This is a genomic window from Saccharomonospora saliphila YIM 90502, assembly GCF_000383795.1.
Lineage (GTDB): Bacteria > Actinomycetota > Actinomycetes > Mycobacteriales > Pseudonocardiaceae > Saccharomonospora > Saccharomonospora saliphila.
The window spans coordinates 143,804-165,616 of record NZ_KB912728.1; the positions used below are offsets into that span (position 1 = coordinate 143,804).

Consider the following 21,813-nt stretch of genomic DNA (forward strand, 5'->3'; position numbering starts at 1 on the left):
TGGTCGAACGGTCCGAACCGTGCTTACCTGCGCACCTCGCCGCGCGGAGCGCCACTCTGGCGGCATGCCGTTCGACCATGCCGAATGGTCGGCGTTGTCGGCACCGGATGCCGTTCCTATCGTCACCGCCGTTCCGCGACGGCGCGGGACGACGGTTTTTCCGGAGGTAGCAATGGAGCGTCTCAAGGCACGCGGGCTCGCCGGTGAACTCGCGGCCGAGTTCGCCGGAACCATGATCCTGATCCTGTTCGGGGTCGGAGTCGTGGCGCAAGTGGCCGCGGCGGGCATCGGTGACCACGACAGTATCGCCTGGTCCTGGGGGCTGGGCGTGGTGCTCGGCGTGCTCGTGTCCGCGAGGATCAGCGGCGGCCACATCAACCCCGCCGTCACCGTGGCGCTGGCCGTGTTCCGCGAGTTCCCCTGGCGCAAGGTCGCGCCCTACGCGCTCGCGCAGACCGCGGGCGCGTTCGTGGGCGCGCTGCTGGTGCGGTGGAATTACTCGGAGGTCCTCGCCGCGGCCGACCCCGGGCACACGATCAAGACGCAGGGCGTGTTCTCCACGTTGCCGGGCAACGGCGAGCTGCCGGTGGGCGACCTCGGCGCCCTGCGCGACCAGATCATCGGCACCGCGATCCTGCTGTTCGTCGTGTGCGCCATCACCCATGCGCGCAACGTGACCCCGCCGCCGTGGATGGCACCGCTGCTCGTGGGCGGTTGCGTCGTCGGCATCGGCATGGCCTGGGGCACCAACGCCGGGTACGCGATCAACCCCGCCCGCGACTTCGGCCCCCGCCTCGCCTCGTTCCTCACCGGCTACGACACCGCGTGGCTGGACCAGTACGGCCAACTGTACTTCTGGGTGCCCATCGTCGGCCCGCTCATCGGTGGCGTGCTCGGCGCCGGGCTCTACCGGCTGCTCGTCGGCCGGTTCCTCCCCCCTGCCGAACCCGAGCCAGGCTACGTTCCCGACGCCGTCGCGGCCAGGGTCTGACGAGGAAGGGTGACGACAATGAGCAGCTACATCGGCGCGATCGACCAGGGCACGACCAGCACCCGGTTCATGGTGTTCGACCACGACGGCAACGAGGTCGCGCGCCACCAGCTCGAGCACGAGCAGATCATGCCGCGGCCCGGCTGGGTCGAGCACAACCCGACCGAGGTCTGGGAACGCACCCGCGCGGTGATCGAGAGCGCGCTCACGAAGACGGGCCTGCGGGCCGCCGACCTGGCCGCGGTGGGCCTCACCAACCAGCGGGAGACCACCGTCGTGTGGAACCGGCACACCGGCCGCCCGTACGGCAACGCCATCGTCTGGCAGGACACCCGGACCGACCGGATCGCCGCCGCGCTGGACGCGGACGGCCGTGGTGACATCATCCGCCGCAAGGCAGGTCTGCCTCCGGCGACGTACTTCGCCGCGGGCAAGCTCCAGTGGATCCTCGACAACGTCGACGGTGTCCGCGCCGCGGCCGAGGCGGGTGACGCGGTGTTCGGCACGATGGACACCTGGCTGCTGTGGCACCTGACCGGGGGCGTCGACGGCGGGGTGCACGTCACCGACGTCACCAACGCCAGCCGCACCATGCTGATGGACCTCGAGACCCTGGACTGGGACGACGAACTGCTGTCCTTCTTCGACATTCCGAGGCTGATGCTGCCGCGGATCCGGCCGTCGGGAAATCCCGCGCTCTACGGTGTCACCAGGGCCGATGGTCCGTTTCAGGGCGAGGTGAAGCTGGCGGGTGTGCTGGGCGACCAGCAGGCCGCCACCGTCGGCCAGCTGTGCTTCCGTCCCGGCGAAGCCAAGAACACCTACGGCACCGGGAACTTCCTGCTGCTCAACACCGGGCACGAGCTCGTCCGTTCCGAGCACGGACTGCTCACCACGCTCGCGTACCAGTTCGGTGACGCGAAACCCGTGTACGCGCTGGAAGGGTCCATCGCGGTCACCGGCTCGGCCGTGCAGTGGCTGCGCGACCAGCTGGGCATCATCAGCGGCGCCGCGCAGAGCGAGTCGCTGGCAGCACAGGTGTCCGACAACGGCGGGGTCTACTTCGTCCCGGCGTTCTCCGGGCTGTTCGCCCCGTACTGGCGATCCGACGCGCGGGGAGCCCTGCTCGGCCTGTCCCGGTACAGCACCAACGCCCACGTCGCGCGGGCGACCCTGGAGGCGATCTGCTACCAGACACGGGACGTGGTCGAGGCCATGACCGCCGACTCGGGTGTGGAGCTCGGGGTGCTGCGCGTCGACGGCGGGGTCACCGGCAACAAGCTGTGCATGCAGCTGCAGGCCGACATCCTCGGCGTTCCGGTGTCGCGTCCGGTGGTCGCCGAAACCACCGCGCTGGGCGCCGCCTACGCCGCCGGTCTGTCGGTCGGGTTCTGGAACTCCACCGACGAGCTGGAACGGAACTGGCAGGAGGACCAGCGGTGGGAACCGGGCTGGACCGACGAGCAGCGTGCCACCGGGTACGCGGGGTGGCAGAAGGCGGTGTCACGGACCGTCGGCTGGATCGACGCCAACTGATCGAAAGCGAAGGAACATGATCGTGCGCGAACAACTCAGCGAGCAGCGGGCCCGCACGCGGGCCCTGCTCACCACCGGCCGCTTCGACGTCCTGGTCGTCGGTGGCGGCATCGTCGGCCTTTCCACCGCGTGGGAGGCGGCCAGGGCCGGGCTGCGCGTCGCGGTGGTCGACAAGGGCGACTTCGCCTCGGCCACGTCGAGCGCGTCGTCCAAGCTCGTGCACGGCGGGCTGCGCTACCTGGCGATGGGCAATATCAAGCTGGTCCGCGAAAATCACCGGGAGCGGCGGGCGCTCGGCACGACCGTCGCACCGCACCACGTGCGGCCGCTGCCCTTCCTGGTGGCGTTGCGTCGCGGCGGCCCGCACGGGCCCGCGACCATCGGGGCGGGCATGCTCGCCTACACCGCCCTGTCCGGGTTCGCCGACGGTGTCGGCAAACTGCTGTCGCCGCGACGCGCACGCGAGTACGTTCCCGCGCTGCGGGCCGAGAGTCTCTCGGCGTGCGGGCTGTATCACGACCACCAGATGAACGACGCGAGGCTCGCGGTCACCACGGCGCGGGCCGCCGCCGAGTCCGGTGCCGTGCTGCTCAACCACGCCGAGGTGCTCGGCCTGCGCACCGTCCACGGTGCGGTGTCCGGTGTGGACGTCAGGGACGGCACCGATGGCACGGAGTTCGGAATCGAGGCCTCGGTGGTCGTCAACGCCGCGGGCCCGTGGGTCGACCACCTGCGGCGGATGGAGGACCCTGCCGCGCGGCCCAGCATGCGCCTGTCCAAGGGTACGCACCTCGTGCTGCGCAGGCACGGCCGGTGGGACGCGGCTGTGACCACCCCGCTCGACGGCGGCCGGGTGTCGTTCGCGATCCCGTGGGAGGACCAGCTGCTGGTGGGCACTACCGACGAGGAGTACATGGGTGACCCGGCGGCGCTGCGGCCCTCGGATGCCGACGTCGACCAGATCCTCGGCGAGGCGGGGCTGTCGATCGGGCAGGAACACCTGCGCCGCAGCGACGTGGTCTACTCGTTCTCCGGGCTGCGGGTGCTGCCCGGCGGCGACGGCGGCACCCAGCACGCCAAGCGGGAGACCGTCGTCAGCGTCGGCCGTGGCGGCATGGTCAGCATCGCGGGTGGGAAGTGGACGACGTTCCGCGACATCGGGCGCAGGATCCTGGCGCACCTGTCCCCGAGACTCCCGCAGGCACGGCCCGACACCGGCATCACCCCGCTGCCCGGCGCGGCCAGGCCGGACGCCGTCGAACACGTGCTCGGCAACGCGGCGCCGGAGTTGCCCCACGACGTCGCCGCGCACCTGGCCCGCCACTACGGCTCCGTGAGCCACGAGGTGCTGGCCCTCGGTCTCGACGAGCCGGCGCTGCTGGACCGGGTGCATCCGGACGGCCCCGACATCTGGGCGCAGGTCGTGTATGCCATGGAGCGAGAGTGGGCTTACCAGATCGACGACGTGCTGCGCCGCCGCACGACGCTCACCGTGCGGGGGCTGGACACGGCCGACATCCGTGCGCGGGTGGCGACGCTGCTCGAACACGGCGGCCCGGTGGCCGGTCGTGTCGACGGGCTCTTCCCGGCCAGTCACCCCTAGTGAGTGAGCCAGCGGGGGGCGCGGCGCTGTGCTTTCGCTCGTCGGTTCACCGGAGTCCGAACGTGACCCCGGCTGACGATCCTGCCTCTGGAGGCCGTGATCGCGGCCATCACCACCGACGACGACCCGCGGACCGACGGCGCGGACCGCGGGTCTCCGGCCACGGCCGCCGTCACACTTCCGGTGTGTCGGGCGGACCTCGCCGAGCTGACCGATGGCGAACGCCGGTTGATGGCCGAATGGCTCGACAGAATCGCGCAGACGCGCACCTGACGACGCGCCGGCGAGCCCAGCCAGAGCCGGGAGGGGACTGACTCCGGTCACGCGGCCTCGGGAATGATCCGCCTGCCGAACGCGGCCTCGGTGACCGGTGCCCATTCCCGCCAGACCCGCAGTCGGTCGGCGTAGATCTCCTCGATCTCGGGGAGTGTATGCCCGAGGACGATCCGCGGGGGAGGGTTCTCGGCGTCGACGATCGTGAGGATCGCCTCCGCGGTGGCTTCCGGGTCGCCGAGGACCCACTCCTTGGCGGTCGCTTCCCGAACGCCGACGTAATCGGGGTGGTGCTCGGTGGTCCGCAGGCTCTTGCTCCCGGCGAACTCCGTGGCATAGGGGCCCGGCTCGACCGCGGTCACGTGAATCCCGAACGAAGCGACCTCCTGGACGAGCGAGTCGGACAGGCCCTCCACCGCCCACTTGGAGGCGTGATAGGCGCCGATGCCGGGATAAGCGCGTACGCCGCCCTCGCTCGTGACCTGCAGAATGTGGCCGGAACGCTGGGCCCGCAGAACGGGCAGGACCGCCTGGGTCACCCAGACGGCGCCGAAGAAGTTGGTCTCCATCTGCTCGCGCAGCTCGGTCTCGGTGAGTTCCTCGACCATGCCGAAGAGTCCGTAACCGGCGTTGTTGACGACGACGTCGAGGCGGCCGAACCGGTCGACGGCATGCTCGACGGCGCGAGACACCGCGGCCCGGTCGGTGACGTCGAGGGCCAGTGGCAGGACCGCGTCCCCGAATCGCTCCGTCAGCGACTCGAGTGCGGTGAGGTCGCGGGCCGTCGCCGCGACCCGGTCGCCACGCTCCAGCGCGGCTTCCGTCCAGAGACGGCCGAAGCCCCGTGAGGCGCCGGTGATGAACCAGGTCTTGTGATCAGGAGGGGACATCCGCGTTGTTCCTTTCGTGGTGTTGCCTTCGTGGCTCCAGCATCGTGGCGGCTCAGGCATTCCACAAACGAATCTTTCGCATGTATGACATGCGTGGTACGCATGTCTAGGGTGGAGCTCATGGCCGAGTTCACCGTTCCCGCCTTGCGTGTCGTCCATGCTGTCGTCGGCACCGGGTCTTTCACCGCCGCGGCCGACCTCCTCGGATACACCCAGTCGGCGATCTCTCGGCAGGTGGCGGCCGCGGAGTCGGCCGCGGGGATGCCCTTGTTCGTGCGTAAGGCCCGGGGAGTGGAGGCCACCCGTGCCGGCGAGGCGGTCGCACGGCGGGCGGCCGCTGTGCTGGCCGAGCTCGATGCGGCAGACCGCGAGCTCGCCATGCTTTCCGACACACTCGCCGAGCAGGTGATCCTCGGTGCCTTCCCGACCGCCACCTGGTCGCTCGTGCCCAGGACGGTGGCGGCGCTCAGAAGCGAGCATCCCGCACTGGTCGTCGAGCTGCACGAGGCGTCCACACCGGCGCTCGTGCGCCAGGTGAGCGCCGGAGGAGTCGATGTCGCCGTGATCGCCGTCGGCCAGGGTCTGCCTGCCTACGACCTGCGTGGCCTACGGACCGTGCGTCTGACGACCGGCGGCAGCGGCGTCGTCGCCATACCGCGAGGCCACCGCTTGGCCGGCCGGTCGCAGGTCACGGTCGACGACCTGGCCGGCGAGTCCTGGATCGCCGGTGCGGGTTTGCGGGGCGACCCCCAGTTCGGCGCCTGGCCCACGTTGCCACAGCCCCGGATCGCCTATCGCATCCACAACTGGAACGCCAGGCTCGGCTTCGTCGCTGCCGGGCTCGGCATCACGACCGTTCCCGAGATCGCCGTTCCCGGGCTCCCTGCCGAGGTCGACACCGTCGGGGTTCACGACCCGTCGTGGTCCGGGCGGACCACGACGGCTGTGACCAAGTTTGAGCCGACGGCGGGGCAGCGTGCCGTGGTGGCGGCTCTGCGCGATGCGGTCACCGGTGCTGGGTGAAGCGTGTCGGTCGTGGTATCAGTTCACGCGGAGCGTGTGGGCCGGGTTCATCCGGTGCAACGGAGCAGACGGTTACGGCGAGGGCGACCCGGCTGTTCGGCGGGCTGCTGTCGACGATCGTGTCGGCGTCCGAGGACGACCGTGAAGCCTGGTCGCCGAGTCGGAGCAGGTCCTCGTCGGCTACCTGGAGAAGGCTCTGCCCGCGTGACGGCCCGCGTTCGGGTGTTGACGTCGTGGCGTGCCGCCGCGGAGCCGCGATGATTTTCCCTCGTTCTGGCACTCTGTACCACTATGGGAAAGCTGACCTATGGCATGAACGTCTCGGTGGACGGCTACATCGCCGACGCGAACGGCGACCTCGGGTGGAGCGTGCCGGACGACGAATTGCATCAGTACTGGAACGACCGGACCAGGGACGTCGCGCTGTCGCTGTACGGGCGGAAGCTGTACGAGCTGATGGCGGCCCACTGGCCGACCGCAGGCCAGGCACCCGGCGTGCCCCCGGTGGAGGCCGAGTATGCCCGGCTGTGGCTCGCGACGCCGAAGGTGGTTTTCTCGCGGACCCTGGAGTCGGTCGACTGGAACTCCCGGTTGGAGCGGGGTGATGTGGTCGAGGTGGCGAGGAGGCTCAAGGCCGAGACCGACGGCCTGATGGAGGTGGGTGGCGCCACGCTCGCCGCGACCCTGGTCAGGGCCGGTCTCGTGGACGAGTTCCACGTACTGGTGACGCCGGTCGCGATCGGCGGCGGCATACCGTTTTTCCCGTCACTGGACAAGTGGCTGAAGCTGGAGCTGGTGGAGAACCGCACCTTCGAGTCGGGCGCGGTCCTCCTGCGCTACGAGCCCGTACGCGGCTAGGTTCACCTCCTTGAGTAGCGGCTTGAAGTGATTTCAATAGGCCGTCGGCTCACCGAGTAGCGAGAGAGAGGGCGAGGAGAGCCAGGCGTCGAGCTGTGCGGTTGCTTGTTCTCGTGTGCTCGGCGGGTCGTAGATCGTCGGATGCGTGCTGATGGCGTAGAACTCGTGCAGGCAGGGCCAGGGGATCGCCCACGCCGATCGGCCTTCCGCGAGTGTCCTTACGTGTTGCGCGGCCGGTCGATGGAACTCTGTGTCACGTCGATGTGCGTAGACGAGGATGTTGGTGTCGAGGGCGATCATGCGGGGTGCGGGTAGATCGCGTCCCGGATGTCGTCCCAGCGTGCCCCGCGGAAGGCCGGTTGCAGGCCCCGACCGTCGACGCTGGCGTCGGGAAGCTCGAACGGCGCTTCGCTGGTGCGCTGCTGGACGACGGTGCGGAGGCCGGTCTCGGGCAATATCCGACCTGCCGTTCCGGATGCTGCCTGGCTGAACCGGCTCTTGGCTCGTCGCGGTGTCGAGTGTCAACCTCGGCCTGGTCCGGTAAAAGGGTAAGCCGTGCTTTCTCCCCTGCGGCGTTCGCGGCCTCGACTCCTAACTCGCCAGGATGGAGACCACAGTCGCGCTCGGCGTCCTGGCCGGTCGCACAACGGAGTTCACTCCGGCGACGGAAGAGCTGAACTACTACGACGCGCCTGGGATCTCTTGCCTTCGCGGACTTTCCGTGTCCTACCGCCGTGCCGAGCGCTGAAGAGACCGAGCCTCCACCACCGGACATCGGGCGTTCGACGACCACGCGGTGTACGACTACCGCCGCAAAGGACCGTCACGGAACGACTGACCGAGCTCATGCTCGCGCGATGGACACGGGATCGGGCGACCGGCTGCTCGACGCGCGATGGTGAGTTGAACACCACAGCCCGTTCTGCGGTTGTCGTCGGGCTGAGCGTGGGGCCCGTCACCGTCTCGGTCGCGGGCCCCACGACTTCCCCGTTCAGCCCTCCGCGTGGTCGGGAGTGTCCGAGCCGCCGTACGGGTTCTGCATCAGCGCCAGCACCGCACCCGCGGGATCCTTGACGAGCGCGAATCCGCCGGGGCCGAACCCGTTCGGCGCCTGCAGTACTTCACCGCCCTGGGCTGTGACCCGGTCCATGCTCGCGGAGAGATCGCCGACAGCGATGTAGGTGATCCATTGCGGCGGGAGGTCCGCGTTCTCGGCTTTCGCATGGCACACACCGGCCACCGGTGTGCCGTCCGGGGTCAGCATCATGTAGTCGTCGTACTCGCCCATACTCAGCGATTCGGGCTTCCAGCCGACGACGTTGGCGTAGAAGTCCCGTACAGCCGGTGCGTCCCGCACCGTGAGGTCGAAGCCGACGATGGTGCCGATGGTGCCGTCCGTCATGGTGTCGCGCCTTTCGGGTCGTACCGCGTCCCGGACGCGGTGGTGGGTGTTGCGAGTGTGTTCGGGCCACCAGGACGACCACTGTCGGTCGAGCCGGTCGGACTCTTCGGTGCCGAGCCCGTCGGTGTCCCGGCCGTGCCACTAGTGCAGCACGGACCGGTCCCGCAGGGCGGCCCGCGCTAGGCGTCCTTGATCGAAGCGGTGATCGTGACCTCGCTCCGGGGCGGAACGTCGTTCGTCGTTGTACCTCCTCGTCGCCGGATCGCCCCGGTGTCGACGGTGCGGGGTGACCATTCACCACCTTCCGATACCGCCGACGGCCCGCGCTACCTCGACGAGGTGTGCGGCCGCGTACTGGTGAAACCGTTCGTCGACACTCACGTCGTAGTTCATCACCGCGCGATCGACGACGGTCCGTCAATCCTCAGGCAGGGGGGCAGGCGAGTGAATCAAGCGATTGTCGACCGAAGTGTTGCTGGTCCGAGTCTGTGGATGACGACACCGCCGTCATCGCGCCGCCTCCTCAGGGTGCGGGCTGGCGTCCCGGGGTGTCGCGTGGAATCCGGGCAGGCACCTCGTGGTCGAGCGCGATGAGGGCGGCGCCGACCACACCTGCCCGGGATCCGAGCGCGGCGGTGAGCAGCGGTGGCACCGGCACGGTGTTCGCGCGGGTACGCAGCCGGTCCTCCACGGGATCGAGTAAGGCGCGGCCTGCCATGGCCAGCCCGCCGCCGAGCACGATGCCGCCGGGCGCCAACAGCGCGGTCGCGGCGAGCAAGCCGTCGCCGAGTGCCTCGGCCGCTTCGTCCCACACCGCGTCCGCCGCGGGGTCCTTGCCACGCAGCGCGACGACGTCCTCGGCGCCGCGGACCGGGCGTCCCGAGAGCTCGGTGTAGGCGCGTGCGACCGCCGCGGCTGAGGCCACCGCTTCCAGGCACCCGCGGACACCGCAACCGCACAGCGGTCCGGCGGGCCGGACAACCACATGACCGAGCTCGCCCGCTTGGCCGGACGTGCCGACGACGCGCCTGCCGTGCACGTAGCTCACGGCGCCGATCCCGGTGCCGACGAAAACCACGACCGGATCGACCAGGTCTCGCGCCGCGCCGCGCTGCCGCTCCGCCTCGGCTGCGACCGTGACGTCGTGACCAAGACGGACCGGCAGGCCCAAACGCCGCGACACCGGCTCGACAATGGGCTCGTCGCGGAGGTCGAGGTTCGCAGCGAAAACGCTGGTGCCGGCCACGGTATCCACGATCCCCGGCAGCGCCAGTCCGGCGGCGGACACGGCGGCACGTCGGTCCGGTTCCAACGTGGCGAGCAGCGTAGTCCCAACCTCGGCGATCGCGTCAACCAGCGCAGCCCCGCGGGGAGTCGGTGCCCGTGTGCTGGCCCAGGGCCGCAGGTCGGGTCCCACCACCTCGGCCTTGGTCGTCGTACCGCCGATGTCGAAGGCGAGAACGGCGCCGCCCGGAGTTCTTTCGTCCACAGTGTCAGCCTGTCACTGGACGTTCAGCAGCGGATGTCCTCGCCGTCAGCACGGTAAGCACCTCGTGCATGACGCTGTTCACCGGTTCCTGGGGCTGGATCCAGCACACCATCCGCTCCCGCCACTGGTTTTCACCACTGTGTTGCTTACCCCGGTCGGGTCGCGTTAGTGGGGTTGCGCCGTCCGTTCGGGTGGGCCATTTCGGTGGCCGACATCGCTGCGGGCGGCGGCGTTGGTGATGGTGCCGCGTTCCTTCCGGGTGATCACGCCGTCGGCCACCAGCTCGGAGGTCACGTCCTTGACGTGGCGCATGAACGCTCCCTTGTTCGGCCACTCGCCCTCGTCGTCGATGAGGTCGTTGATGGTGCAGCCGTTGTCGAGGGCGTGGTTGGCGACGTCGCTGTCGACGTCACCGAGCACGACAGTCTCCCGAGAATCCGGTTCGGGGCACGGCCCCTCCGGCTGCGTCAGATCCTTGATCCAGACATCGCGGAACTCTACGCTTTCGCCTGCTGTCTGACCCCTTGAGTGGTTCTGCAGGCCGACGTAGCCTTCGAGCCCTCGGCTGCCGTCACCGGTGTAGGTGGCGACCTCGGTGCCGTTGAGGATGACCCGATATTCGTGGCCGATGGCCTCGATCTCCATCGTGTTCCACTCACCGATGGGGTTGGTGGCCAGCGGCTCGGCCGGAGCGAAGGTGTAGATGGCACCGGTCCGTGTCAGGGGATCGTCGGTGGCCTCATAGATCTGCACCTCGTAGCCCTGGTTCACGCCGACCCACGGGTCATCACCGGGATCGGGGAAGCGCATGAACACGCCTGCGTTGTCGGCAGGGTCATGGACCCGGAAGTCGACTCGCATGGTGAAATCGGTGAACTCGCGCTGGTCGTACCAGAGCAGGCCCATGCCTCCATGCGGCTGGAGCAGCCCGCAGTCGGCGACGACGAAGCCACCGGGACCCGCCTGGGTCCATCCGTTCAGCGTCTCGCCGTCGAACAGTGGTACGTAGCCTGCGGGCGGCGTGTGCCGATCCGGGCATGGGTCGGCCTCCCGTGCGGCGGCCGGTGCGCTCACCAGCAGCGACATCAGCAGTGCCAGGAACAACAGCAACGAGGTGGATCTCTTGCCCAACATGGTCCCTCCGGGTGGGGTTGCTGGCCGCACACAAGATCGCGCATGGGAGACTTAGTAATGAAACTATCTTCACTATCTCGCTGGAGTTGTATATCGCCTGCGAGGTGTAGCGTCAAGGGGTCGCGATGCAAGCTGGTGGTAATCCGCAGACGCTGCGGCTGATGAACTGCGCCGCGGTACTGACCGTCCTCCAAGAGGTGGGGGCGGCCCGCGTGACGGAACTGATGCGAGCGACCGGCCTGTCCCGTCCGACGGTCACCGCGGCCGTCTCCACGCTGATCGACGACGGCCTGGTCGAAGAGGCCGAGACGCTTGAGGCCGACGTGCCTCGGATGGGTCGGCCCGCGCGCGTGTTGAGGTTCCGCGCCGACGCCCGGTATGTGCTCGGCGTCGATGTCGGCCCGCACCGGGTCTACTGCGAGGTCGCCGACCTCAACGGAACCATCGTCGCCCGTCAGCGCCGCGACGTGACCGCCGAGGGCGACGCGCATGCCAACCTGCTCGACGGTGTCGAGGCGACCATGAGCGAGGTCCTCGCCAAGGCGGGGGTCCCGCTGTCCGCGCTCGCCTCGGTGGGCGTCGGTATGCCGGGCATCGTTGACCCGCGCCGCGGTGCCGTGGTGCAGGCGCCCTCCATGCCCGGCCGGGACTTTCTCGAACTCGGCCGCTTGCTCCAGCGCAACGTCAGCTGCCCTGTGCACGTCGAGAACGACGTCAACCTCGCCGCCATGGCCGAACGATGGCGCGGCGCGGGCAGCCAGACCGACAACCTGCTCCTCGTGCAGTGGGGGTCTCGGGTCGGTGCCGCGGTGCTGTTGCGGGACCAGCTGCTCCGCGGTGCCCACGACGCCGCCGGTGAAATCGGGTTCGTCGATCTCGAGGACGAGCCGCAGGGGGTGCAGGCCGGTGGACACGGCCCGCTCGAGTCTTCTGTCGGGACCGCGTGGATCGTGCGCCGTGCCCGCAGCCTCGGCGATGACCGGAGCACGGACGCCGCGGCTGTCCTCACCGCCGCGGCCGACGGCGACGCGCGAGCGCTCCAGGTGGTCGACGAGGTCTGCGCCCGTCTCGCGCGCGGCCTCGCCCCCTTCCTCCTGGCAGTCGACCCCGAACTCGTGATCATCGGTGGGGGCATCGTCCTGGCCGGCGACGCCGTCCTCACCGCTCTCCGGCACCACCTGACCAAACGCGTGATCGTCGTACCCCGAATAGCGCTCTCGCGCCTCGGCGACGACGCGGTCGCGCTCGGTGCTGTGCACATAGCCCTCACCGAGGCCCACCGACGCCTCCTGGACCCCTACACCGCGCCGAACACGAAGCCGGTCACTCGGCGCTGACTCTGTCCGTCCTCCGGGAAAGTTCCGGCACCGGCGACGTCGGGCGCGGTGGCCTCGGGCAGCTCCGGTACCAGCACGAACGGCCCGGTACCGCGGCGCCGTTCCTCGGCCGCGGCGTCGGCCGGCCACCACCGGCTTGGCTCGCGACCCTTGACGCTACACCGCGTAGGCGATATACAGCTCCAGCAACATAGTGAGGATAGTTTCATTACTAAGTCTTCCATGCACGATCTTGAGCGCGACCGGCGACCCCACCCGGAGGGACCATGTTGGGCAAGAGATCCACCTCGTTGAAGAGATCCACCTCGTTGCTGTTGTTCCTGGCACTGTTGGTGTCGCTTCTGGTGAGCTCGCCGGCCGCCGCGCAGGAGGCCGGCGATGCGCAGGACCCGGGCTCCACGTTCGCGGAGCTGTCCGCGGGTGACGAGTTCGAGAAGGTGCTGCTGACTCCGGATGTGCCGGAGCCGATGACGATGGACATCGCGCCTGACGGCAGGGTGTTCATGGCCAGCCGTGATGGCGTGATCCGGATATTTCATCCGGAGACCGAGCAGGTGACCGTCGCGGCCGAGTTGAGTGTGTTCGACGATCATCCGTTGCCGTCGAATCCTGACTTCGAAGGATCGAAGAACCAGGAGGGCGGGCTCCTGGGGCTGGCGCTGGATCCCGACTTCGAGTCGAACGGCTGGGTGTACGCCTACTACACCAGCAGAGACGAGAAGAACCATTTCTTGTCCCGCTTCGCGGTCCAGGACAACGAACTGGACGTGGCGTCCGAAGTCGTCCTGTTGAAGGTGCCGTACAACAAGACCCACTGCTGTCACGTGGCAGGGGACCTCGAGTTCGACTCCGCGGGGAACCTGTATCTGAGCACCGGCGACGAGTCGCCGCCGGATCTGAACGACCAGTACTCGCCGCTCGATAACCGGCCGACCCATTGGTACAACGACGACCGCAGGACGTCGGGCAACACGAACGACCTGCGCGGGAAGATCCTGCGGATCACACCGCAGCCGGACGGCTCCTACACGATCCCCGAGGGCAACCTGTTCCCGGCGGAGGAGTACAACCAGGACCTGACGCGGCCGGAGATCTACGCGATGGGCTTCCGGAACCCGTTCCGGATCTCGATCGACCCGGCGACCGATCGGCTGCACATCGGCAACTACGGTCCCGACCGGCTGGGGGAATGGACCGAGCGCGGACCGTGGGGCTTCGATCAGTACATGACGACGTCGGAGCCGGCGAACTTCGGCTACCCGTACTGCATCGGAAACAACTACCCGTACCGTCAGTGGGACTACGAGAGCGACCAGCCACGGGGCGACTTCTACGACTGCGAGAACGGCCCGGTCAACGACTCGCCGAACAACACCGGGCTCGAACAGCTTCCGCCGGTGAAGCCGGCGACCATCTATTACCCACGCAGCTGGGCCGGGTGGCCGGACACGTGGGTCGGATGGCCCGACCGGCCGATCAACCCCATTCCGGAGCCGTTCCTGAACATGGGCACCGGCGCCGGGGGACCGATGTCCGGGCCGGTGTATCGCTACGACGAAAACCTCGAGTCCGACACCAAGTTCCCCGAACACTACGACGGACGCTGGTTCCTGCTGGACTACCACCGCGGCCACGTCAAGACAGCCGCGCTCGACGACAACGAGAACGTCACCGCGATCGACGACTTCATGCCCGGCGAGACCTGGTCCCGCCTCATGGACGGCACGTTCGGCCCGGACGGCTCGCTTTACGTCCTCGAAGGCGGCGGCTTCGGACCCAGTGCCAACGCGGGCCTCTACCGTATCGACTACGTCAGCAACGACTCTCCTCCTCTCGACGAGTGCGTGGTCGACGACTTCAGTGGGAGCGAGCTCGATCGTGAGATGTGGTCGACGATCGTGCGCGAGAATCCCGATGGTTACCGGCAGGCCGACGGCGCGCTGGAAATCGACATGCTGCAAGGTGACATGATCAGCAACCACCTGAGCGGCAACGTCAACACCGACGCGCAGAACTTGATCCTCACGCCGGTTCCGGACGAGCGATGGACCGCCGAGGTCACCGTCGCGATGCCGGAGAACCCTGTCCGGCACGATCAGGCCGGATTCATCATCCATGCCGACGACGAGAACTTCACCAAGGCAGCGTTCTTCCCTCCGGTCGGTGACCAGGCCGATGGACGGTTCGAGTACCTCTACCATGAGAATGGTGAGATCCGCTATCAGAGTGGAGTCGACAACCCGGCTGTTCCGGATGCGCCATCGACGCTCAGCCTCCGGCTGACCAGTGATGGCGAGAACGTGACCGCCGAGTATTCCCGGGACGGGCAGACGTGGGTCAACGTGGGGAGACCGGCCCCGATCTCGCGATACGACAACCCCAGGTTCGGGTTCTTCGCCGCGCATGGTCCCAATGAGATCGAGAGCCCGTTGACCGCGAGGTTCACCGACTTCTCCTTGTGTACCGCGTCCGACGCGGAACCGCCCGCGTGTGCGGAGCCGACGGTCGACGCGGGCTACCGTCCGCTGTGGGACGGGTCGACGCTGAACGGGTGGAACCAGGCCGGACCGGGCGGGTTCACCGTCGTCCCGGACGCGGACCGCGAGGGTACGTGTGCTCTCGAAACGGTCGGCGATCCGGAAGGGCTGGGGATGCTGTGGTATGAGGAGCAGTTCGAGTCCTACCGGTTGCATCTCGACTTCAAGGCCGTGGCCGAGAACGACAACTCGGGGGTGTTCTTCGGATTCCCCGATCCCGGTGACGACCCCTGGATCGGCGTGCGCCAGGGCTACGAGATCCAGATCGACGACACCGGTGGCCGACCCGACGCTCCGGACAGCTCCAAGACCGGGTCGATCTACACCTTCCAGGCGCCGACGTCGTTCCCGACCGTCCCCGGTCAGTGGAACGAGATGGAGATCGAGGTCGATGACCCGATGGTCCGGGTGTGGATCAACGACGTGCTGGTCAACGAGTACGAGAACCCGGAAGGCTCGGGACGCGACCTGTCCTCCGGCTACATCGGGATCCAGAACAACCGCGTGTCGGACAACGTGTTCTTCCGCGACCTCTGGGTCAAGGAACTCACCGATGAGCTGACGGTGGATGCCTCGGTGGAGCCAGTGGAGCCCGACGGCACCAACGGTTGGTACGTGTCGCCGGTGACGCTGAGCCTGGAGTCGAACAATCCCGATGCGGAGTTGCAGTGGCGTCCGCGGACCGATGAGTCCGAGTGGCGCACGTGGACCGAACCCGTGGTGTTCGACGCGGACGGTGTCCACAACATCGATTATCGGGCGGTGGTTCCCGGCGACGGTGGCGAGCCGGCGGAGAAGGAGATCCTCGTCGGAGAGAACGGGTTCGATTTCAGCGAGTCCGAGTTCAGTGTGCGGCAGGGTGACACGGTCAAGTTCCAGTACGTTCCCGGCTACGCACACGATGTGGTGATCACCGACGAGAGCGGCACGGTGCTGGCGTCTCGTCCGCTGGGATCGGATTGGGAGGACGACCCGTTCTTCTACGAGGCAGCCGAGGTGGGCACGTACTACGTCTACTGCACACCGCACTCGAGTCGGCCGGATCCTGATGATCCGACGACGTGGACCGGTATGGTCTCGACGTTCGAGGTGCAGCCGTCGGGTGGTCCTGGTGAGCAGACCGGGATCGAGGAGATCGAGTTCTTGGTCGATCAGACGGCTCCCGCCACGGAGGCGTCCCTGCAGGGCGAGCAAGCCGGTGATGTCTTCACCGGGCCGGTGACGGTGCGCCTGGATGCGCAGGACGCCACCTCCGGCGTCGCGCGGACGCAGTACCGGATGGCCGGTGAGCCGGAGCCGACGGTCTACACCGAGCCGTTCGTCGTGCCCGGCCCCGGTGACTACACGGTGGAGTTCCGGTCGGTGGACGTGGCAGGCACGGTCGAGGACTGGCGGTCGGTGGAGTTCACCATCGGCGAGCCGGGGCCGTGTCCCGAGCCGGATTCTCGGGAGACTGTCGTGCTCGGTGACGTCGACAGCGGCGTCGCCAACCACGCCCTCGACAACGGCTGCACCATCAACGACCTCATCGACGACGAGGGCGAGTGGCCAAACAAGGGAGCGTTCATGCGCCACGTCAAGGACGTGACCTCCGAGCTGGTGGCCGACGGCGTGATCACCCGCAAGGAACGCGGCACCATCACCAACGCCGCCGCCCGCAGCGATGTCGGCCGCCGAGGTGGCCCACCCGCGGGAGGCGCACGACCCTACTGAACGAACGAACCCGTCGTCATCGGCCGGCCCGCACCTGGCCGGCCGATGACGACCACCAGACCCGACCGAGCCGCCCCCACGCCCGAAATCGCACCCCAGATGCCATCGGAGAGCGCGTTCTTGAGATGGGGAAGGCGGCCACGAATCGGTTTCGATGCTTGACCGGGATTGACCGGTTCATTACGTTGACGTTGTTGTCTACATTGGCCTAGTCAAATTCGAATACGGTGGTCTGGTCGCTCCGCGGGGGCGTCGACCGCTGTGGGGACCTTGCGCCACTGCCTGCGCCGAGCGATCCGGCGCGGTGTCACTGAATTGCGTCCGGGACGGAGGAGCTGGTCAGATGCGGAGACTGAGGACCATGAAGGTGGCCGCAGTGGGAACGGCCCTCGCGCTGACCGCGGCCTGCGGTGGCGGTGGGGCGACCCAGGAGGGCTCGGGCAACGGCGACGGGCAGTTCGTCATCGGGGTCAGCAACACGCTGGCCGGAAACGGGTGGCGGGAGCAGATGGTGTGCTCCATCAAGGCGGAGGCGCTCGCCAGCGGTCAGGTCTCCGAGGTGGTGGTGATCTCGGAGAACGCCGGGCCGACCGAACAGGTGCAGCACCTGCAAAACCTGATCTCGCAGGGCGTTGACGCGATCGTCGTGAATCCGTCCGATCCCGAACAGCTGAACGGCATCATCGAGCAGGCCGACGCGCAAGGCATCGCCGTGGTCTCCGTGGATTCCGCGGTCTCCACCGACGCGGCGCACGTCGTCACCAACGACCAGGTCGAGTGGGGCCGTCTGGGCATGGAGTGGCTGGCCGAGGAGGTCGGCGGGCAGGGCGAGCTGCTCTACGTCCGCGGAATCGAAGGCGTGCAGGCCGACGTGGACCGGCACAAGGGAGTGATGGCGGCGCTGGAGGAGTACCCGGACATCACCCTGCGGACCGTCTGGAGTGGCTGGGACTACACCAAGGCCGGTGAGCAGGCAGTGCAGCAGTTCAGCGCCGGTGACTTCGCGGGCGTCTGGACCACGGGCGCCGACTACACGGTGGTCAACGCGATCCAGTCCGCGGGCAAGGAGGCGGTGCCCGTCACCGGCCAGGACACCAACGCCTTCCTGGGACAGCTCATCGAGGGCGCGCCTGGAGCGGTGGTGACCAACCCGGCCGTGATCGGTGCCGTGGGCACGGACATCGCGCTGAAGGTCCTCAACGGTGAGGACGTCACGCGCGAGACCACGCTGACCCCTGAGCTGTGGTCGATGGAGGAGGACACCCAGCGGATGACGGAGGCGTACGACCCCCAGCGTCCTCCGACGTCGAGTGCCGCGGTCGACATCGACTACCCGCTGCAGATGACCAAGGAACAGCTGTACGCCTGCACGGGCCCGGGCGAGTAAGACGGCGAGGCCACGGCCTCACCTGGTCCCCAGCGCGTGGAGCGGCGCCTGCCCGGCCCGCTCCACGCGCGTGCCCCGACAGAACGAAAGAGCACCATGCCGCTTGACGAGGCACTGCTGAAAGTGCGAGGCATCGCGAAGTCCTACGGCACGGTCGTCGCGCTGCGCTCGGCGGACCTGACGGTAAGGCCAGGGGAGTCGCACGCGCTCCTGGGGGCGAACGGCGCAGGCAAGTCGACGCTGGTGAAGATCATCACCGGGGTTCTCCACCGCGACGCGGGCAGCATCACCATGGCCGGGGAACCGGTCGAGTTGCGGTCGCCGGCGGATGGCTACGCCAAGGGCATCGCCACGGTCTTCCAGGACCCGGCGATGGTGCCCGACCTCACCATCGAGCAGAACCTGAAGCTGACCGGCACCGACACCGCCGCGGTCACGCGACGCCTGGTCGAGTTCGGCATCGGGGAGCTCAGCCTGGCTGAACGTACGCGCGACGTCCCCTTGCCGTTCCTGCGCATGCTCGACCTCGCGCGGGCTCTGACCCACCGACCGCGTCTGCTGGTCCTCGACGAGATCACCGCCGCGCTCCCGGCCGACCTCGCCACCACGGTCTTCGACGTGATGGCACGCCACATCTCCGGAGGCGGGTCCGTGCTGTTCATCTCGCACAGGCTGGAGGAGGTGGTGCGGCACTGTTCCATGTGCACGGTCTTCCGTGACGGCGGTGATGTCGCCAGCTTCCCGCCTCGCGCGGGCGGCGAGCAGCGGATCGTCCAGTCGATGCTGGGCGAGACCGTGGGGCAGATGGCTGAGGAGACGGTGGGAGCACGCCGAGGCCCGGTCGAACGCACCGACCGGCCACCCCGGCTGGTGGTGGAGAACCTCCGTGCCGGGCCCCTGCGCGACGTGAGCTTCTCGGTGCGGCCCGGCGAGGTTCTCGGGGTCACCGGCTTGGAGGGCCAAGGCCAGGACATGTTGTTCGAGGTGCTCGCCGGCGCGCAGCGTGCGCGGGAAGGCCGCGTCGTCGTGGATGGCGAGGAGATCTCTCCCCGCCATCCGGCCACCGCCATCCGGCACGGTCTCGCGCTGGTCCCGAGCGACCGCTCCGTCGCGTTGCTTCCCCAGCGGTCGATCCGGGAGAACATCGCGCTCTCCTCCCGTGCGCGTCCCTCCCGATGGGGGCCGATCAGCATGAAGAAGGAGAACCGTGCGGTGAGCCACGCGGTCGAGCGGCTGTCCATCGACACGCGTGCGGCCAGCCAGGCGCGCAGGCTGTCCGGCGGAAACCAGCAAAAGCTCACCATCGGCCGATGGCTCGCCGAGGGCTTCACCACGCTGCTGCTCTTCGACCCGACCAGGGGCATCGACATCGGCACGAAACGCCAGATCTACACCCTGGTGCGGGAGCTGGCCGACAACGGTGCCGCCGTTGTCCTGTACACGAGTGAGCTGCGCGAGATCGAGCTCGTGTGTGACCGCGCGGTCGTGCTCTACCACGGTGAGATCGTCGCGGAACTGCCGGCCGACGCCGGTGAGGAGGCCATCCTCAGCGCGGCCCACGGCTTCGTGGGCGAACCGGAGGAGGCACGATGAGCGGCAGCCTCACCACGGTCCCGGGCGCCACCAGCGGCCTCGTCCGCTTCCGACAGCAGTACGGCTGGGTGGTCGGGATGGGCCTCGTGCTCCTGGTCATGCTGTTCGTGCGCTACCTGCAGGTTCCGAACTTCGGCGGTTTCGAGCTGCGGTCGCTCACCGCGGGGACGCTCACGCTCGCGCTGCTGGCCATGGCCCAGGGCGTGGTGGTCATCTCCGGGGGAATCAACCTCGCGGTGGGTGCGCTCATGGTGCTCGCCAACTGCGTGTCGGCGTATTTCATGGACGGGCAGTCGCTCGTGGTCTGCCTGCTGATCGCGGCGGGCACCGTCGTGGCCACCGCGCTGGTGTCCGCCGCGATGGGCTGGGTCGTGGCCGTCTCCGGCATGCCCGACATCGTCGTGACACTGGCGCTGCACTTCGTCTTCGTCGGTATCGCGCTTCTCGTCCTCGGTGGCCCCGGGGGCGGCACCTCGCCGGAGTTCGCGCAGCTGATCACAGGCGGGTTCACGAATCCGTGGCCCGCGCTGCTGACGCTGGCCGGAATCTACTGTCTGATCTGGCTGCCCTTCAGCCGCAGTCGCGCAGGGATCGCCGTGTACGCGGTCGGCAGCGACCGGCAGTCCGCGTTCCTCGCCGGAGTCGCCGTACGGCGGACCCGGATCCGGGCCTATCTGCTCTCCGGCGTCTTCACCGGGTTCGCGGGCGTGGCGACCACAGCTCTGCTCGGGAGCGGGAATCCGGAGGAGTCGATCGCGCTGGGCGCATTGCTCGGTTCGGTGGCGGCCGTGGTGCTGGGTGGCGTCGCGCTGTCCGGCGGGGTCGGGCGATTGCTCGGGCCGGTCCTCGCCGCCTTCGTGCTCACGCTGATCCCGGCGATCCTGCTCAGTATGGGGGTCAACTCGAATGTGGCCGTCCTGCTCGAGGGCGCGATCATCATCGTGGTGGTGATGCTCGGCGGACTGCTGGAGATCAGGAGGAGGAGCGAGTGAGCGTCACCGCGGACATGGCACATCGGCAGGACCAGGGACGACGCCTGCGCCGGATCCTGACCGACCAGCCCGTCATCGTGCTGAGCGTCGTATTCGTGGTGTTCTACGTGGCGACCGCCGTGGTGGACCCGAGCCTGTTCAGCGCCGGAGGTATCCGCTCCATCCTGCTGCTCGCCTGTCCTCTGGCTCTGTTCGCCGCTGGGCAGACCCTCGCCTTCCTCACCGGCGGCATCGATCTGTCGGTGACGATGATCGCGAACCTGGCCGCCTACGTCGCCGCGACGCAGAGCGGAGCGGGACCGGTGGTCGCGCTGGGTTTCGCCGTGCTCGCGGCCGTCGCGGTGGGAGCGGTGAACGGCATCGGCGTCGGTGTGTTCCGCGTTCACCCGCTGATCATGACCATCGGAATGTCGAGCGTCCTGCTCGGCGTCGTCTCGGTCGGCCTGGCCAGTGGTGGCTTCCTCTCCGGGTCGGCGCGGGTTCTTCCACTGCTCAGGGAGATCGGCGGGGGAAGCCTTATCGGGCCGGTCCCGCTCAACGCACTGGTGTGGGTCACGGTGGCAGCGCTGCTGGTCTACGGGCTGCACCGGTCGGGACTGGGACGCACCATCTACGCCGTGGGCGACAATCCCGAGGCCTGCCGGCTGTCGGGCGTCCGCGTCTGGCAGGTGCACATCGCCACCTACGTCGTCGTCGCCGTCCTGGCCGCGGTCGCCGGACTGTTGATCTCGGGGACGAGCGGTTCGGTGGGCCCGAGCCAGAGCAACGTGTTCCTGCTGCCGAGCATCGCTGCCGCCGTCATCGGAGGAACGTCGATCCTCGGTGGCTACGGCGGGTACGCCGGAACGATCGTCGGAGCGCTGATCCTGACCGTCCTGAACCGTCTGCTCCTCGCGCTCGAGGTGGGACCGGACGTGCAGCAGATCGTCTACGGGCTCATCGTGCTCGCGCTGGCCTGGGTCTACGTGGCGGTGTCCGGCCAGCGCTCGGGCTGAAAGGTCGGGAGTCCGAAAAGGAGCGGGAGCACCCACGTGGGCGCTCCCGCGGTGACCGCC

The 21,813-nt window shown here is 68.4% G+C and carries 18 protein-coding genes; 12 read left to right on the forward strand and 6 right to left on the reverse strand.

All coding sequences use genetic code 11. The features are described 5' to 3' along the window. Nucleotides 1-172: 172 nt before the first annotated feature. From SACSA_RS0119660 to SACSA_RS25460, 4 genes are all read left to right on the forward strand, one after another. Entirely contained in the window at nucleotides 173-991 is an 819-nt protein-coding gene (locus SACSA_RS0119660; RefSeq protein ID WP_019819490.1) for an MIP/aquaporin family protein, read from the forward strand. Between the two features lie 18 nt (nucleotides 992-1,009). Next, nucleotides 1,010-2,527 (forward strand): glycerol kinase GlpK, encoded by a 1,518-nt coding sequence (gene glpK / locus SACSA_RS0119665; protein ID WP_019819491.1) that lies wholly within the window; start codon nucleotides 1,010-1,012, stop codon nucleotides 2,525-2,527. Nucleotides 2,528-2,543: 16 nt separating this feature from the next. Beyond that, a complete protein-coding gene (locus SACSA_RS0119670) occupies nucleotides 2,544-4,130 on the forward strand; it encodes a glycerol-3-phosphate dehydrogenase/oxidase (protein WP_019819492.1) in 1,587 nt (528 codons plus the stop codon). Nucleotides 4,131-4,226: 96 nt separating this feature from the next. After that, entirely contained in the window at nucleotides 4,227-4,403 is a 177-nt protein-coding gene (locus tag SACSA_RS25460) for a hypothetical protein (protein ID WP_019819493.1), read from the forward strand. Between the two features lie 47 nt (nucleotides 4,404-4,450). Here SACSA_RS25460 and SACSA_RS0119680 read toward each other — a convergent pair whose 3' ends face one another. Beyond that, on the reverse strand, nucleotides 4,451-5,293 hold the full coding sequence (locus SACSA_RS0119680; RefSeq protein ID WP_019819494.1) for an SDR family NAD(P)-dependent oxidoreductase: 843 nt from the start codon (nucleotides 5,291-5,293) through the stop codon (nucleotides 4,451-4,453). A 120-nt stretch (nucleotides 5,294-5,413) separates the two neighbouring features. On the opposite strand from SACSA_RS0119680, the gene SACSA_RS0119685 reads away from it, so the two are divergent. Both SACSA_RS0119685 and SACSA_RS0119690 read left to right on the forward strand, forming a co-directional pair. Further along, entirely contained in the window at nucleotides 5,414-6,316 is a 903-nt protein-coding gene (locus SACSA_RS0119685) for a LysR family transcriptional regulator (RefSeq protein WP_019819495.1), read from the forward strand. A gap of 291 nt (nucleotides 6,317-6,607) precedes the next feature. After that, the gene (locus SACSA_RS0119690) at nucleotides 6,608-7,174 is read left to right on the forward strand and encodes a dihydrofolate reductase family protein (RefSeq protein WP_028662064.1); all 567 of its coding nucleotides are present in this window, start codon (nucleotides 6,608-6,610) and stop codon (nucleotides 7,172-7,174) included. Between the two features lie 33 nt (nucleotides 7,175-7,207). On the opposite strand, the gene SACSA_RS24945 is transcribed toward SACSA_RS0119690, so the two are convergent. From SACSA_RS24945 to SACSA_RS24205, 5 genes are all read right to left on the reverse strand, one after another. Then, nucleotides 7,208-7,474 (reverse strand): PIN domain-containing protein, encoded by a 267-nt coding sequence (locus SACSA_RS24945; RefSeq protein WP_198009106.1) that lies wholly within the window; start codon nucleotides 7,472-7,474, stop codon nucleotides 7,208-7,210. After that, complete coding sequence (locus SACSA_RS26430) at nucleotides 7,471-7,629, reverse strand: hypothetical protein (RefSeq protein WP_019819497.1); 159 nt, start codon at nucleotides 7,627-7,629, stop codon at nucleotides 7,471-7,473. The genes SACSA_RS24945 and SACSA_RS26430 overlap by 4 nt, the downstream gene beginning before the upstream one ends. 536 nt (nucleotides 7,630-8,165) lie before the next feature. Further along, nucleotides 8,166-8,576, reverse strand: a complete 411-nt coding sequence (locus SACSA_RS0119700; RefSeq protein ID WP_019819498.1) for a VOC family protein — start codon at nucleotides 8,574-8,576, stop codon at nucleotides 8,166-8,168. Between the two features lie 523 nt (nucleotides 8,577-9,099). Then, nucleotides 9,100-10,065, reverse strand: coding sequence for an ROK family protein (locus SACSA_RS23900; RefSeq protein WP_019819500.1), 966 nt, complete (start codon nucleotides 10,063-10,065; stop codon nucleotides 9,100-9,102). A 165-nt stretch (nucleotides 10,066-10,230) separates the two neighbouring features. Next, nucleotides 10,231-11,199, reverse strand: a complete 969-nt coding sequence (locus tag SACSA_RS24205; protein ID WP_019819501.1) for a 3-keto-disaccharide hydrolase — start codon at nucleotides 11,197-11,199, stop codon at nucleotides 10,231-10,233. 125 nt (nucleotides 11,200-11,324) lie between these two features. Between SACSA_RS24205 and SACSA_RS0119720 the strand changes: the two genes are divergently transcribed. From SACSA_RS0119720 to SACSA_RS0119745, 6 genes are all read left to right on the forward strand, one after another. After that, nucleotides 11,325-12,536 (forward strand): ROK family transcriptional regulator, encoded by a 1,212-nt coding sequence (locus tag SACSA_RS0119720; RefSeq protein ID WP_028662065.1) that lies wholly within the window; start codon nucleotides 11,325-11,327, stop codon nucleotides 12,534-12,536. A gap of 266 nt (nucleotides 12,537-12,802) precedes the next feature. Then, complete coding sequence (locus tag SACSA_RS0119725; RefSeq protein WP_019819503.1) at nucleotides 12,803-16,786, forward strand: family 16 glycoside hydrolase; 3,984 nt, start codon at nucleotides 12,803-12,805, stop codon at nucleotides 16,784-16,786. 361 nt (nucleotides 16,787-17,147) lie between these two features. After that, nucleotides 17,148-18,173, forward strand: a complete 1,026-nt coding sequence (locus SACSA_RS0119730) for a substrate-binding domain-containing protein (RefSeq protein WP_019819504.1) — start codon at nucleotides 17,148-17,150, stop codon at nucleotides 18,171-18,173. Nucleotides 18,174-18,269: 96 nt separating this feature from the next. Beyond that, a complete protein-coding gene (locus SACSA_RS0119735) occupies nucleotides 18,270-19,766 on the forward strand; it encodes a sugar ABC transporter ATP-binding protein (protein ID WP_019819505.1) in 1,497 nt (498 codons plus the stop codon). Then, complete coding sequence (locus SACSA_RS0119740; protein WP_019819506.1) at nucleotides 19,763-20,758, forward strand: ABC transporter permease; 996 nt, start codon at nucleotides 19,763-19,765, stop codon at nucleotides 20,756-20,758. Before SACSA_RS0119735 ends, SACSA_RS0119740 begins: the two co-directional genes overlap by 4 nt. Beyond that, complete coding sequence (locus SACSA_RS0119745; protein ID WP_019819507.1) at nucleotides 20,755-21,753, forward strand: ABC transporter permease; 999 nt, start codon at nucleotides 20,755-20,757, stop codon at nucleotides 21,751-21,753. The genes SACSA_RS0119740 and SACSA_RS0119745 overlap by 4 nt, the downstream gene beginning before the upstream one ends. Nucleotides 21,754-21,813 lie beyond the last annotated feature (60 nt).

Bases quoted from the DNA above. Each gene is read 5' to 3' on its own strand.
- SACSA_RS0119735 (WP_019819505.1), top strand. From the start codon at position 18,270: ATGCCGCTTGACGAGGCACTGCTGAAAGTGCGAGGCATCGCGAAGTCC.
- SACSA_RS0119685 (WP_019819495.1), top strand. From the start codon at position 5,414: ATGGCCGAGTTCACCGTTCCCGCCTTGCGTGTCGTCCATGCTGTCGTC.
- SACSA_RS0119690 (WP_028662064.1), top strand. From the start codon at position 6,608: ATGGGAAAGCTGACCTATGGCATGAACGTCTCGGTGGACGGCTACATC.
- SACSA_RS0119670 (WP_019819492.1), top strand. From the start codon at position 2,544: ATGATCGTGCGCGAACAACTCAGCGAGCAGCGGGCCCGCACGCGGGCC.
- SACSA_RS0119725 (WP_019819503.1), top strand. From the start codon at position 12,803: ATGTTGGGCAAGAGATCCACCTCGTTGAAGAGATCCACCTCGTTGCTG.
- SACSA_RS0119660 (WP_019819490.1), top strand. From the start codon at position 173: ATGGAGCGTCTCAAGGCACGCGGGCTCGCCGGTGAACTCGCGGCCGAG.
- SACSA_RS0119680 (WP_019819494.1), bottom strand. From the start codon at position 5,293: ATGTCCCCTCCTGATCACAAGACCTGGTTCATCACCGGCGCCTCACGG.
- SACSA_RS0119700 (WP_019819498.1), bottom strand. From the start codon at position 8,576: ATGACGGACGGCACCATCGGCACCATCGTCGGCTTCGACCTCACGGTG.
- SACSA_RS24205 (WP_019819501.1), bottom strand. From the start codon at position 11,199: ATGTTGGGCAAGAGATCCACCTCGTTGCTGTTGTTCCTGGCACTGCTG.
- glpK (WP_019819491.1), top strand. From the start codon at position 1,010: ATGAGCAGCTACATCGGCGCGATCGACCAGGGCACGACCAGCACCCGG.
- SACSA_RS0119740 (WP_019819506.1), top strand. From the start codon at position 19,763: ATGAGCGGCAGCCTCACCACGGTCCCGGGCGCCACCAGCGGCCTCGTC.
- SACSA_RS0119720 (WP_028662065.1), top strand. From the start codon at position 11,325: ATGCAAGCTGGTGGTAATCCGCAGACGCTGCGGCTGATGAACTGCGCC.
- SACSA_RS24945 (WP_198009106.1), bottom strand. From the start codon at position 7,474: ATGATCGCCCTCGACACCAACATCCTCGTCTACGCACATCGACGTGAC.
- SACSA_RS0119730 (WP_019819504.1), top strand. From the start codon at position 17,148: ATGAAGGTGGCCGCAGTGGGAACGGCCCTCGCGCTGACCGCGGCCTGC.